10 protein-coding genes are annotated in these 14,949 nt (G+C 39.4%); 8 read left to right on the top strand and 2 right to left on the bottom strand.

The genetic code is table 11. From position 1 onward, the window contains the following. Positions 1-148 precede the first annotated feature (148 nt). Together MS6x_RS13295 and MS6x_RS13290 are read left to right on the top strand one after the other, a co-directional pair. Entirely contained in the window at positions 149-1,414 is a 1,266-nt protein-coding gene (locus MS6x_RS13295) for a vWA domain-containing protein (RefSeq protein WP_482602833.1), read from the top strand. A gap of 412 nt (positions 1,415-1,826) precedes the next feature. Beyond that, positions 1,827-4,307, top strand: coding sequence for a hybrid sensor histidine kinase/response regulator (locus MS6x_RS13290; protein ID WP_482602831.1), 2,481 nt, complete (start codon positions 1,827-1,829; stop codon positions 4,305-4,307). Here MS6x_RS13290 and MS6x_RS13285 read toward each other — a convergent pair. Continuing rightward, positions 4,282-5,625 (bottom strand): sigma-54-dependent transcriptional regulator, encoded by a 1,344-nt coding sequence (locus MS6x_RS13285; RefSeq protein WP_482602829.1) that lies wholly within the window; start codon positions 5,623-5,625, stop codon positions 4,282-4,284. The two genes, MS6x_RS13290 and MS6x_RS13285, sit on opposite strands and share 26 nt — an antisense overlap. Before the next feature lie 174 nt (positions 5,626-5,799). Further along, a complete protein-coding gene (locus tag MS6x_RS13280) occupies positions 5,800-6,099 on the bottom strand; it encodes a hypothetical protein (protein ID WP_482602827.1) in 300 nt (99 codons plus the stop codon). A 748-nt stretch (positions 6,100-6,847) separates the two neighbouring features. Between MS6x_RS13280 and MS6x_RS13275 the strand changes: the two genes are divergently transcribed. The 6 genes from MS6x_RS13275 to MS6x_RS13250 all read left to right on the top strand — a co-directional run bounded on the left by MS6x_RS13275 (position 6,848) and on the right by MS6x_RS13250 (position 14,899). After that, positions 6,848-7,966 carry a helix-turn-helix domain-containing protein gene (locus MS6x_RS13275; protein WP_482602825.1) on the top strand — a complete coding sequence of 373 codons (1,119 nt, stop codon included), beginning with the start codon at positions 6,848-6,850 and terminating at the stop codon, positions 7,964-7,966. Positions 7,967-8,050: 84 nt separating this feature from the next. After that, positions 8,051-8,986: an NHL repeat-containing protein gene (locus tag MS6x_RS13270; RefSeq protein ID WP_482602823.1), complete on the top strand. Its 936-nt coding sequence runs from the start codon at positions 8,051-8,053 to the stop codon at positions 8,984-8,986. Positions 8,987-9,133: 147 nt separating this feature from the next. Continuing rightward, positions 9,134-9,922 carry a nuclear transport factor 2 family protein gene (locus tag MS6x_RS13265; protein ID WP_482602821.1) on the top strand — a complete coding sequence of 263 codons (789 nt, stop codon included), beginning with the start codon at positions 9,134-9,136 and terminating at the stop codon, positions 9,920-9,922. Positions 9,923-9,929: 7 nt separating this feature from the next. Next, positions 9,930-11,267, top strand: coding sequence for a DUF6624 domain-containing protein (locus MS6x_RS13260; RefSeq protein ID WP_482602819.1), 1,338 nt, complete (start codon positions 9,930-9,932; stop codon positions 11,265-11,267). Between the two features lie 8 nt (positions 11,268-11,275). Beyond that, positions 11,276-12,319 (top strand): serine hydrolase domain-containing protein, encoded by a 1,044-nt coding sequence (locus MS6x_RS13255; protein WP_482602817.1) that lies wholly within the window; start codon positions 11,276-11,278, stop codon positions 12,317-12,319. Positions 12,320-12,493: 174 nt separating this feature from the next. Further along, positions 12,494-14,899 (top strand): FtsX-like permease family protein, encoded by a 2,406-nt coding sequence (locus MS6x_RS13250; RefSeq protein WP_482602815.1) that lies wholly within the window; start codon positions 12,494-12,496, stop codon positions 14,897-14,899. Positions 14,900-14,949: the final 50 nt, after the last annotated feature.

The following is a 14,949-nucleotide window of genomic DNA, read 5'->3' as shown; positions in this document are numbered from 1 at the left end:
ATACCCTTTAGTAACAGCGTGGGTTTCTAACTAATGGTTTTACATAAGTATTAATATTATGACATTGACCTTGTTTAGGATATCTAAAAATTTGTTTATTATACGCAACCTTCTCTACTTTTATCCATCTATAATAAAACACCATGCTATGATACGGATAAGCGGTATAATTAAATTAGTTCCGATTGCAATTGTAGCATTACTGTGGAGCTGTTCGACAGATGAAGATACAATTGAAGAAAAAACAGCAAGTGGCAAAACAAGTTTGTTCGATAAGGTAACTGAACCTGATTCAGCTCAATCTAATGGAGGTCTATATCTTGATGCCGCATCTTCGGAATCGACCTCTGGAGGTTCAACTACAAGTACAGGCGATTGGGGAAGCGGAAATCCAAACGGAGAATTCGAACCAGGGATTTTAACCGCAGGTGAATGGAACGATCTTGATAATTGGGATTTCTGGAATAATTTATTGAGTAATCAGGAGTATTATAATGATGTAAACAAATGGAACCTTAAGGAAATAAAAAGGTATAGTTTTGTGATTACGGATAGAAATGAATCATTGGTTGCAAATGCAAAGATTACGCTTCTATCCGGTGACATCGAGGTTTGGAAAACCAAAACGGATAACAAAGGAAAAGCCACCTTATGGTCCGATTCAGAGCTTAATGGACTGAATGCTCGTATTGAGCTTGAAGATATTGATGAGATGATAGTTGATGTAGTCGAGTATTCGAATGGTATTAACCTTGTGAGCTTAAACAAAATTATAGACAACAAAAAAATAATCGATATCTATTTTGCGGTTGACGCAACAGGTTCGATGGGGGATGAAATCGATTATTTGAAAGCCGAACTGAATGATGTCATTGAACGGATAAAACATAACAATCCTTTTTTGGAAATGCGTTTTGGATCGGTTTTTTATAGAGATGAAGGCGACGAATATGTAACCCGTCATTTGAATTTTACATCAGATGAGACAAGCCTGACTTCTTTTATATTAGACCAATCTGCCGACGGCGGGGGCGATTTCCCTGAGGCGGTTCATTCCGCCATGGATGTTGCCATAACACAAAATTCGTGGAACGATAATGCTTCCGCACGCATACTGTTTCTATTGTTAGATGCACCACCACACTACAACCAAGAAGTCATTTCAAGTTTGGAAACAACTATAACAAAAGCTGCGGAAAAAGGTATTAAGATAATACCGATTACAGCATCTGGTATAGATAAGTCTACGGAATATTTAATGCGTTCTTTTGCCATTTTGACAAATGGGACCTATGTCTTTATAACGGATGATAGTGGAGTTGGTAATGATCACCTGGAACCTACAATTGGAGAGTTTGAGGTTGAAAAATTGAATGATTTAATGGTAAGACTCGTTGGTAAATATCTCCCTTAGGTATAATCTGAAATCATAAGCATATGTATTCCGCTAACATTAGATATGTTGATGTATCAAACAATTAGTAAAGAGATAAAAAAAACTTTCTTTGATAAATTGAAGTATTTAGTATTTTTTGAACTTATTGAAACCTATAACCGATTGTCTAATTTAAGTGCTACAACTAAGCTCAGGGTTAAAAACATAGTCATAGTAATTAATTAACTCTGCTTAACGGTTTCGTTGTACCAACGATTTGTCACCTATAATTATTACGCCCATGCTACCTGCTTTTTAATTTACACCACGCACTAATTAGAGTGACTTTAGAATATATTTTCGCCGCCGCAACGAATTCAATACGTACATGTGAAAAATAATTAACATTCCCACATAACGTAATGCGAAGTCTTCTACGTACATAGAATGTATGCGAAGTCCAAAAACCTTATCCACCTTAAAAATCATCATCAGCTACTTACTACTAGGTATATTGGCCCTACTGGTATCTGTTTTTGTATATGTTGAAGTAAGGGATTATCTGGTTGACGATACAGAAGCTAAGAGCGAAACAAAGTTACTGATAGGTAATTCCCTATTAACGCAATTGCACGAGGCAGAAAGCTTGTCCAAGTTAGCCATACAGTCAAAAAAGGAACAAAATTTCACTTCATATTCCTTAAAAATAGATTCGGTACAGATTACTGTCGATAGCATGAAAAGGCTGACGGCAAGTTCGGCACAACATCATTTGTTGGACAGTCTAAAATGGCTACTTGGCAAAAAAAAGGCAAATATTGAGGACTTGCTCGCCTTAAAAGCAAAAAATACGAATAGCTTGGCTATCGCGGGGGCGTTGGACAAATTCAGTGAAATGGAAGCCTCATTGGGTATAATAACCCCTGAGGCCTTGGCTCCTAATCTAACTTCACTTTCTCCAAAAGCCCAGGAAGCTATAAAAAAAGTTGCTCAATATCTGAACGAAAACGTGCCACAGACCGATTCCAATGCTCAAACAGCGAGAAAAACTGACAGTATCCTAAGGTTATCCAAAGCTTTGTTAAAAGAATTGGATAGGGAAAGTACCCTAGCGGAAAAATCCCTAGCTGCAAAGGAATATGCAATCAGCACGGCCGATTTGGAGCTCTCCAGGCAACTCCGCCAAATCTTAGCCTCTTTAGAAAACGAAATCCTGATGAACACTTTTGGGGAAATTATTAAAAGAGAGGCTGTTCTAAAACGAAGTATTCGTTTGGCCGGTATGGCGGCGTTTTTAGGATTTATGGTTGTAGGCATATTCGTTGTTATTCTGAAAAGAGATTTCTTGAAAGCTAAATTGTATCGCGAAAAACTAGAAAAGGAAAAACAAGTCTCGGAGTCTTTGCTCAAAAGCAGAGAACATCTTATTAGGGCGGTAAGCCACGATGTACGTACCCCTCTTAACAGTATTTTCGGGTATATGGAACTTTTAAAGAAATCCGAATTGTCCCAACAGCAGGATGCCCATCTTATACGGCTAAAATCATCCGTTGAATACGTAAACAAACTAGTGCAGGACTTATTGGATTTCTCGCAGTTAGAAGCGGGTAAAATGATTCCGGAAAACAGCGCTTTTAACCTAGGCAAGCTCATTACGGAGACCGCTGAAAGCATAGCCATGTTCCACGGCAATAGTGCCATTTCCCTGACTTTAGATATTGATGAAAGCCCGGCCGAACCTATCTTCAGCGATGCGCTCAGAATTACGCAAATACTATCCAATATTTTGGACAACGCCTATAAATTCACTAAAGAGGGAGAAATCAAAATAGGAGTGATAACAGAAAAAACCGATATGGGAACTACCTTAAGCATCCGTATATCGGATACCGGTGTTGGTATTACAGAGGCACAACAAAAAAAAGTCTTTACAGAGTTTATACAGGTAGAAAACAACGCAATCGGAAAACAGGGAGGATATGGACTGGGACTTACCATTTCAAAAAGACTATCAGAACTTTTATGTGGCAATATAGAGGTAGAAAGCATCCCGAACATAGGAAGTGTATTTACCTTAAACCTTCCTATCGCATTTGCTGATGAGAATGAGGGGATCACTAAAACTCAAGAGACGCTCTTCAATAAAAAAGCATTAACCATTCTTGTTATTGAGGACGATAGCACCTTGCTTCAACTTATCGGGGAACTTTTGGGGCAGGCCAATATTTCCACAATTCTTTTAAACGATTTTGACGAACTCGAACATCAAAAAAACCTATCCTACGACCTCGTCCTTACCGATATTGAAATGCCTAAAACAAGTGGTTATGCCGTAATCCAAAATTTGAGGTCTGAACCGTACTCACATTATACGAACCAAGTTATCATTGCCATGACAGGCAGGCAAGATTTAGAAGCAAACCTTTTAGTTGAAAAAGGGTTTGCCGCAGTTATAAAAAAACCTTTTACGGCAACGGAGCTGTTAAACATTGTCAGTAGTTTTAGCGAAATAGAACACACAACCACTCAGGATTCTACATCTAAAAAATTAGGAGTTAGTCTTCAGCATGAAGAATTATTCTCAGTGGAAAAGGTGAAATTATTTTTAGGAAACGATACAAAAGCAATTAAAGATCTTTTACTGACATTTAAAAACGAAACCGTTAAAAACAAGAAGGACTTGATAACCGCACAACAACAGCAAAACCATAAAAAATTAAGTGCAATTGCGCACCGCATGTTGCCTATGTTCCGCCAAATGGATATCATGAGCTGTATACCTATATTAAAACAAATGGAAAAATTAAATCCTGCGGCAAATTACATTTACGTAAGGCCTGATCAGTTTCAAGAACTATATATAGCCTTAGAACAACTCATAAATGCATTGGCAAATTATGATTTAGTTATACATCCAAATCATAATGGGTAATTCTGTTATACAAGGTTTTTCTTGTAATCTGCAACAGCTTTGCTGCTTTGGATTTATTAAAGTTGGTTCGTTTTAGCGCTTTTAAAATTTGTTCTTTTTCAAATTCCACTTTAGTAAGAGTGCTTTTGCCATTTAACGTATTAGCCTGTTTCATTTCTTTGGGCAACACTTGCGGCAACACCATATTGCCTTTTGTTAGCAAGACAGCACGCCGTATTACATTTTGAAGCTCCCTAATATTACCTGGCCAATGATAGTTGTTAAAGAGTTCCCATACATCCTTTGAAAAATCGACTACCTCTCTGTTTAAATCGGTATTGGCAGTTTTTAAAAAATAGGTGGCAAGAATTTTCAAATCGCCATACCTGTCGAGCAGAGAAGGTATCTGTAAAGAAAACTCGTTTAATCGATGATAGAGATCTTCTCTAAACATTCCATTTTTCACGGCACTTTTTAAGTCCTCGTTAGTGGCAGAAATAATGCGTACATCTACCGATATTTCCGTAGTACTGCCAACGGGTTTAATTCTTCTTTCCTGTGCCGCCCTTAATAAATGAATCTGATTGCCATATGATAGGTTTCCCACTTCATCCAAAAACAACGTTCCTCCATGGGCCGCTTCAAAACTTCCTACATGATCGTTAATAGCCCCCGTAAAACTTCCCTTTAGATGACCAAAAAACTCGCTAGATGCTAATTCCTTTGGGATTGCACCACAATCTATTGCAACGAAAGGACCATTATGCCTATTACTAAGCTCATGAATTCTTTTTGCTGTAACCTCCTTACCGGTTCCACTTTCTCCGATTAACAAAACGGACATGTCAGTCGGGGCTACCAAAGAAATATGTTCCTCCAGAGCTAGAGCAGCCTCACTGACAAGCATTGGTACTTGGGATGGTCCTGTTGAAATTATTGGTCTGGTCTGTTCTTTTAATGATGAAGCGTTTTGCTTCGTATGTCCTCCATCACTTTTTAAAGCTGCTTGGATCACTGTTAGAATCTGCTCTGGAGTAAAGGGCTTTTCTATATAATCATAAGCACCTTCCTTAATGGCTTTTACCGCTGTGATAACCTCGGCATAACCTGTCATTATAATTAGTTGGGTATTATTCGGTACTTTGGTAAGTAACGCTGTGCCGTCATATTCAGGGAGTCTTACATCGGTAAGTACAATATCCATAAGGTTTTCCTTTAATATACCTTCTGCTTGAATACCAGTGTGGACTGTTTCAACAGTAAAGCCTTTTCGTTCCAGAAACTTCGATAACATTTGTGCAAAAGCAATATCATCTTCAACAATTAAGACTTTAGGCATGGGAAAGCATATAGGTTCTTAATATGTACGTAGGATTTAACCAAAGTAGTTGACCGGTTTTGTTAAATATCTTAAAACGTTATTCTTCAAACTAATTTCAAAGATAAAAAGGGACAGCAACACGCCATCCCCTTTCAAACCAAACCAACTTAATAGTGACTAACTATAATATTTTTATAAGTCCAACCAATTACCTTCCTCATCAGCATAAAGTGTTCCCGTAGTCCCGTCCTCAAGGGCTACTTCTAACTTATATTGCTTTTTGTTATTCATATGCGCCTTCGAAATGGTTGCGGTAGGGTAACTTTTGGCGACAGCATCTGTAACGGCCGAAGGTAACTTAGATACTGAAATTTCAGTAAAATCCTCTTGTAAATCTAAGGTAACAACTTCATTCGCAGTTAGTGCAGAATTATTTGCTATAACCGATAAACTTCCGAGAGCCAAGGCTCCAACTAAAAATAACTTTTTCATGTTCTTGTGATTTTAAATTTGTTTTCATGTTAAACTCACAACATTTAATGAAAAAACAGTGCCAGTATCCTAAAAACATATAAGTATTTGATTTGTTGCGGATTAAAGGATTCCGCCACTAAAATACTCTGGGTAAATCTGTTTCCCATATTACAAAAGTGTGTAAATAATAAACAAAAAGTAAAGCAGCTATCTAACAAAACAACTCCTTTACCAGAGACTAAAAAAGCCAATAATTAAAACTTATTTATTGTTAGCAAACCTTACTCTCATATTGTTTGAAGGGAACTAAAGTTTATGATTTATTTCGACAACGCCTTCATAGCGGCAAAAACCGTCAAAGTGAACCACTGAAAGAATCTCTTCAGACTAGGCCATAAAAGGATTTGCAATAAATATTGCTATACTCACTTTAATTCGGCGGGGGAGATATACTGTGTCCATCCTTTCCACCCTAAGGCACAATCCAAAAAAATAAAACTCCATACAAAAGTCGCTTTTTGTAAAGAGATGAAAAAGTGTCCCGTCAAAAGGGAATTAACGAGAATATTAAAAGAGATGATAACAGGCATCCTAGATCAAAAAGTACTTCTTCAAACTATTTCACTCTTGTAAACATCCGTTTTAAAGAATACTTAAGTCAATCTGGAATATTCGTAAATAAGGCATTTCATGAAGTATCATCGTACCCATTGATACCATTCCCAACCTAATAAGTTTTAACTTCGAGAATTGTACAACAATACTCATGGCCAATTTTAACTACGTAGATATTATCCTTTTCCTTGGGGTCAGTCAAGGGCTTTTCTTGGCCATTTCACTACAATTGTTCGATAACCGTAATAAAGCGGCGAACGGTATACTTTCGTGGCTACTACTTTGCGCGGTTCTAATGCTTTTTGGTAGGATTACCGCCTATCGTATTCCCGAAGATTGGGTGTGGCGATTCGGGGTCCTGGTCGATACCACGATTTTTCTCTTTGGACCTCTTATTTACACCTATGTAAGACGTTTGGTCTTTTCCGAAAGTCCAAAGTTTCGATTGAGTTGGTTCCATTATACCCCAGCGGTGCTACATCTAGGATATTACTTCTGGACGCTGAGCATTCCACTTGCCGATTTCAATACGATGTATGCATCGGGCAACTTGAACCTGATGTTCTTCATTGTTGAGGCTGCGGGAATCGTGTCCTTTATTTTTTATTGGACAAAGACGTTTCTATTGGTACAGGAATATGCTTCCCAAAAGGAAAAACAGCTTTCCTTCCATCCGAAGGTGTTTCAATTTTTAACGTTCTTACTGGCAACATTGTTTATTTTTATAGTGTTATGGCTAATCAGTTTTTTATCAACGAATTTCCTAAGAAGACCTTTTGCATATATCAATTATATAACGATGTGGATATCGACGCCCCTGTTCATTTACGTGGTAGGCTACTATAGCCTTCGGCAACCGGAAATATTCCGTATTCCCTTCCAAAAGAAATCCAAATCCGATAAAGACCGACTTAAACCGGAAGAAATCCAGAAACTTCAAAAGCGACTTAACTTCTTTATGATGGAGGAGAAAGTATTCCTTCAACCTGAACTTACCCTCAAAGCACTTGCGGAAAAATTGAACACTTCTTCCAATAATTTATCGTGGCTTTTGAACCAAGTATATCAAGCGACATTTTACGATTATATAAACAAGTATCGCATCGAAGAATTTGTTAAGAAAATAGAAAATCAAGAGCATCAAAAACATACCCTGTTAGCCCTTGCCATGGACGTAGGGTTCAACTCAAAGGCCACGTTCAATAGGGCGTTCAAAGGTGTTACCGGAGATACGCCAAGTAACTATGTCAAAAACCAAAAAGTAGCCTAGAAGATGGTATGGTTGTACCCAATGTGTCGATATCGCAACATCGTAACCTTAGTTTTACTTCATAACAATTAAAACTTTAATACGATGAAAAAAAGAAATGTATTCAGAAAAGTCGGACTGCTAGTGGCATGCATAGGCATGTTACCCTTGACCTCCTGTTTTAAGGATTATATTGGTGGAGTCCCCAAACGACAAAAAGTAACGACCATGATTGGGGAGGATTTTCCTGCCAACGACGGGCTACATGTTGCCCCTGATGGAACTATTTTCGCCTCCAACTTTGGGGTATTCGATGCCGACCTGGGAAAGTACAATGGGACCCAAGTTTTTGAAATTACCAAACATGGCATTGAGGTAAAGGCAGATGGTTTCGAAGCGCCTATGGGCAGCGTTCAGGATAGTGAAGGCAATCTGTATTTCAACACCGAGAACAATAACGATGCGGTTTCCGGTGTGTTGGTCAAACTTGCTCCCGACGGTACATCCTCCAAAGTGGGCGAAATTGCAGGTTGGCCTTCAGGCCTTGCCAAAGATGATTATGATGTCATCTACTCGGCCAATTTCTTTGCGCCAACAATACATAAAGTAATGCCCGATGGCACCATATCCGTATTGGCCACCGATGACCGCCTTTTTGGCTGTGTAGGGATCGATGTGGACTATGAGGGGAATATCATCGCCGCCAACTTCTTTACGGCCGATATTCTGAAGATTACCCAAGAAGGAGAGGTTTCGCTGATAGCCAACATTCCCGATTTGACCCAAGGTTTTGCCATAGGCTATATGACGATTTTCGAGGATAACATCTATGCGACTGGCATCAACGAAGACCAAATATTCAAAGTCGGTTTTGACGGGACTACGGAAGTTTTTGCCGGAACCGGAGAAAGAGGAAATACAGATGGCGCATTGGACGAGGCTACTTTTTCCCAACCAAATGGAATTGCCGCAGATCATAGAAGACGTATCCTATACATTTCCCAATATGGAACACCGGGACTACGAGCGATACGGTTTTAATCAATAATCATAGGTATTGGCCCTGTTAGATTTCAATAGTTCCGACGAGATAAAATTTGAAATTTGACAGGGTTTATTGTAACAAATCATTACAAAAGTTATCATTATTATTTAGTACCGATCATTCATCAATCAAAAATCAACAACATGACATTAAAATCAAAGCTTGGCTTCAGTATTCTATTAGTGTGGATAGTCTTTAGCCATCAAATAAAGGCGCAGGAAATAGCCTTGCCTGACAATTTACAGGAAACCATTCTAACATTGGATTCCGATTTCTGGGAGGCTTACAACACCTGTGACCTTGACAGTTTTAAAACTTTCTTAACTGGGGATTTGGAATTCTACCATGACAAGGGTGGACTTACAACCACCTCCTCCAAATTATTGGATCAGGTCGCCAATGGACTATGCGGCGATGAAAACGTACGATTGCGTCGCAAAGCTGTCGAGGGCAGCGTGCATGTATATCCGTTAAATAACTACGGAGCAATCATTACTGGCGAACATGTTTTTTACCTGAAGGAAACCGGCAAGGACGAAAAGTTAATCGAAAAAGCAAAATTTACCCACGTTTGGAAGTTGGAAAACGAACAATGGAGAATGTCCCGGGTATTGAGTTATGACCACCAACAGGTATCGGAGAATAGTGCTAAAACCGTAGTCAAACTTTCCGCGGAAACCCTTTCTACATATGCGGGACAATATGAAGCTCCCAACACAGGTGCGGTAATCATTGCTTTATCGGCCGAAAACACTTTACACATGGATGCGGGACAGATGAAGGCCCAATTGCATCCGGAAAGTGAAAGTCTTTTCTTTATCAAAGAAGCTCCCATTACTTTGGAGTTTGTAAAGGATGCTTCAGGAAAAACCGTCAAGTTTATTGTTCGGGAAAGTGGGAATGTGGTCGAGGAGGCTATCAGAACAGAATAAACTTATCATGAAAAATAATAAAACTCCCATTAGCTTGAACTTTGCACTAGTACTCTTTCTTAGTTGCTTCTTTTTAAATTGCAAGGATAGTGGCACCCAACCACGGCAATCGGATGCATCTGAGGAAATGGCAACTGCAAACCCGCAATGGGCTATTGAATTAATCGATGCTTATGAAGCGCTGGATAAAAATCGAAATACGGAGTCGGCAGATCTTTTATTTGAAGCCACGAACCTCATGCCCAAAAAGAACTGGGAAAACTATTTCGTATGCGCCACTATTTATGCCCCAAATGAAGAAGATGATAAAGCGTTTTTAGCCATTGAAAAGGCAATTGAAACAGGATTAAGAGATTCAGGATTATTGCACTCGATTCCTGAACTTTCTTCATTAAAAAACGATTCAAGGTGGGAGGCACTAATTGCCAAGACCGAACAGAAAAGAAAAGAATATCTAGAAGCCATAGAGGATCCGAAACTTCTGGCCGTATTGGAAGAAATGTGGGCCGCCGACCAAGCTGCCTTATCCGAATATGAGGAAAACAGGGCGTTATTGGATAGTACAGCTCCTTCCGAAGATGATGACCGCTTATTCGAGCCCGTTGAAAATCGCTGGGAGATCAACAAGAACAAATTGGATAGTATTATCGAAATTCATGGTTGGCCGGGAAACAAACTTGTTGGGGAAGACGGGGCCAAGATTGCCTGGGCGATTCCGCAGCACCATCCTGACGTTTTTTTCAAGGAGAAATGTCTTTCCCTCATAAAAAAAGCGGTTGAAGAGGGTGATTTTGATACTAACCATTTTGCGGAATTGACAGATAGAATAGCAAGGACAACCTGGCAAAAACAAACCTATGGAGCAAGCATGGGACGGGACGCACCTTATCCCATAGAAAACCCATCACAAGTCAATCAAAGAAGATTTGCGCTTGGATTGCTTGAACCCGTTGAAGTCTATGCCTATTACCATGGTGTTGCCTATCGTTTGCCTTCCCCAGAAGATGCCCGACTAGAAGCGAAAACTGTTTTCGAAGAGTCGCAGTCAAATTATACCAAGTTCGAAGGGTTTTTGGAGGCAAAAGAAATAGATTCCGCACTTTCCAATATTAAAAAAGGGATTCAAGCCTACGGCGATTTGAGTAATGAACAACTGTACAAGGCCTCGATTAAACTAGCTAATCAACCGGATGAAAACAGCAAAAAACTAAGTCTAAGAATAGTAAAAGTGCTTATTTGGCGAAAATGGGACAGGCGATTTGAGACCATTAACGACGCTAGTTATTCAATGTACGATTCAGCGGAATGGAACGAAATCAACACCCTTTTAAAAAAGAGCAATTAACTGAAAACATGAAAAAAATTCTAGCATTAGCAATAGTCATAGCCGCAGGTTTACAAACCAGGGCTCAACAAAACACATCCGTAACGATACCAAATCCGGATACCATAAAAGAATTACTGAATGAGATGAAAGTCCCAGTTATGGGTATAGGAATCATCGAAAACGGCGAATTGAAATCCATTCAGGTAGAAGGCAAAATCCTAGGAAATCTTGAAGCGCCGACCAACACCATTTTCGATGTCGCCTCTTTGACCAAGACCATTACCACTTTGTTGACCTTGCAATTGGTCCAAAAAGGAAATTGGAAATTGGACGAGTCGCTGGACACCTATTGGATAGATCCCGATGTGCGAGATGATACTTTTTATAAAAAGCTGACCACACGGCATGTTCTGGCCCATAGAACAGGCTTCCCCAATTGGCGTTGGATGAACGAGGACAAAAAACTGGCCTTCCAATTTGAACCCGGAACAAAATTCCAATACTCCGGCGAAGGGTTCGAGTATCTACGCAGTGCTTTGGAAAGTAAATTCGATACTTCTTTAGAAAAACTGGCCGATTCCTTGGTCTTTAAGCCTAATGGAATGAAAGATAGTCATCTGGTTTGGAACAAAGAATTGGACAACACCCGTTTTGCAGGCACTCATGATAAAGAAGGAAAAGCCTACGAATATGAAAAGGCATACGAAGCCAACGCAGCGGATAATCTATTGACCACCATAGAAGATTTCGGCAACTTAGGTGTCAATGTACTGAACAAAAAATATCTTGAAAATTCGATTTATAACGAAATGATAAGTCCGCAATCCGAAGTTCGCGAAGGAATAAGTTTTGGCTTGGGTTGGATCGTGTTCAACAATCTTCCCGATGACGAATATGCACTATTTAATGCGGGCAGTGATACAGGGGTCAATGCCTTGATCGTGCTGCTTCCCAAAAGTAAAAGGGGGCTTGTGGTCATGACCAATGGCGACAACGGCAGAGCCTTGGCCATGAAAATGATTGGAAAGGTTTTAGGCGAAGCCGGACAAGAGATTTTGGGGAGATTTTAAAATAGTATCACTTTCATTTATGAAAATGCCAGCAAAATATTTATGAATTTCATTAAGCAAGCAACTATTTAGGGTAAAAAAGCGTCTATTATATTGAACATTGGTATTAATGAAAGAATTACTACAGGTTTTAACTTTATTTCATTCTACTTTAAATCATATAACACCACTATTATGTTGAATCATCATATAAAAATCGCTTGGCGTAATCTTTTAAGAAATAAAGGGTACTCGGCCATTAATATTTTTGGCCTGGCGCTGGGCATGGCAACCGTTATCCTAATCGGGCTTTGGGTTGTCGATGATTTTACGTTCAACGATTACCATAAGAACCATGGCCGGATCGGTCAAATCTACCATGGTAGCAAAAATCACGAAACTAGCGAAATAGAAGTTACGCCCGCTACCATGTACACTTTTGGAAGTGTTTTAAAAGAACAGTACAATGACTATTTTGAACATATGCTAAGGGCCGATTGGATCAAGGTTCATAACATTTCAAATAAGGGAGTGATTTCCAATGCAACGGGAACATTTATCGAAAAGGGAGCGCTGGACATGCTGTCTTTGGAAATGATAAAAGGAAGCCGCACAAGTTTGGAAGAATTGAATTCAGTTGTATTATCGGAGTCTACCACATATGCCATATTTGGAAAAGAAAACCCTATCGATAAATCAATAAAAGTCGATAACGAAATGAATGCCGTGGTAAAAGGTGTTTACAAGGACCTCCCCAAAAATACCCAGTTTCATGATGTGCAATTCCTAGCCAACTGGAATTTGTTCGAAGCAAATGACGAGCTATTTCAAAGCGTTAAAGAGGTGTGGGATGGCTGGTACTTTAATATGTACGTACAATTAAAGCCCGGAGTGAACTTTGAAGCGATCAACTCGAATTTACAAGGGTTTTATAAACAACATGCTCCCCAAGAATTGGCGGATAGTTATAAAGAAGCTGGCGTATATCCATTTGTATACCCGATGAACAAGTGGCACCTGTATTCCGAATTTGAACAAGGAATACCCTCAAAAGGGCGTATTACTTTCGTATGGCTTTTTATAGCAATAGCCATAATTGTTTTGGTCTTGGCTTGTATCAATTTTATGAATCTGAGTACGGCCCGTTCCGAAAAAAGGGCCAAGGAAGTGGGGGTTAGAAAAACTATGGGGTCGAAGAAGAATCAATTGATAAACCAATTTTTGAGCGAGTCGCTAATGGTTTCCATGATAGCCCTTGTGCTATCCGTCATATTGGTTTTTATTACGCTACCCTTGTTCAATGAGTTGGCCCGAAAGGATATGGGCATTCCTTGGGGAAATATCCTATTTTGGACTTCAACGTTTTCTTTTGCAACACTAACAGGGCTACTTGCCGGTAGCTATCCCGCTTTCTACCTATCTTCTTTCCGACCCATAAAAGTATTGAAGGGTACTTTTAAAGAAGGGCGTTACACAGCCCTGCCCAGAAAAGCGTTGGTGGTTTTTCAATTTGGTATATCGGTCATTTTGGCTATCGGAGCACTTATCGTTTATCAACAGCTACAGTTTACAAAAGACCGCCCAGTGGGCTACGACCGTAGTGATTTGATTTATTTGAACATGAACAATCCGGATTACGATGGCAAATATGATTTATTACGCTCTGAATTACAAAACACAGGTGTCGTCGAGAATATGGCTCAATCGCGCTCACCGCAAATCGCAATTTATAATAGTGGAGGAGGATTCAACTGGCCTGGAAAAGATCCAGAAATGGAAGATAATTTCGGACTTATGGCCATTACCCATGATTATGGTAAAACCGTAGGATGGGAACTTTTGGAAGGAAGGGATTTTTCACGCGAAATGGCTACAGATTCCTCCGCGCTGGTGATCAATGAGGCCGCCGTTAAATATATGGGCTTGGAGAAAGCAGTAGGAACCTTTCTTACTTACGGCGATAGTGAACCTTTGCCAATTATCGGCGTTGCTAAAAACATGGTTATGGAATCACCCTTTAGTCCGGTAAAGCCAGCGGTCTACTATATAAACTACGATAATGTCAAGTTCATGCATATTAAACTCAAGCCTGACGCAATAACTGATACGGCAATTGAAAAGATAAAGGCCGTATTCGCGAACGTAGTTCCCTCAGCTAATTTTGATTATCGTTATGTTGACCAAGACTATGACCTAAAGTTTCGTTCTGAACAGCGTTTGGGAAATCTTGCCGGAGTTTTCACCCTTTTGGCAATTTTAATTAGCTGCCTCGGGCTTTTTGGATTGGCATCCTTTATTGCCGAACAACGCACAAAGGAAATAGGAGTACGAAAGGTTTTGGGAGCATCGACATCGAACATATGGAAAATGCTCTCTAAAGATTTTATAATTCTGGTCTCAATATCTTGTATAATCGCAATCCCCATTGCCTATCATTTTATGGGCCGATGGTTACAAAACTATGAGTATCGAATGGATATTTCTTGGTCGTCGTTTTTAATGGCAATTATGGGGGCATTGGCCATTACTGTATTGACCGTTAGCTTTCATGCTATAAAAGCAGCCAATATAAATCCGGGAAAAAGTTTAAGGAGCGAGTAATAAGTAATATCTTGGAAATGAACATATGGCAATTAAAATCAACTAACAAT

The sequence above is a fragment of the Maribacter sp. MS6 genome, assembly GCF_056839185.1.
The sequence above is the reverse complement of the archived record's forward strand: the minus strand, read 5'-3'. Positions and strand labels throughout refer to the sequence as shown.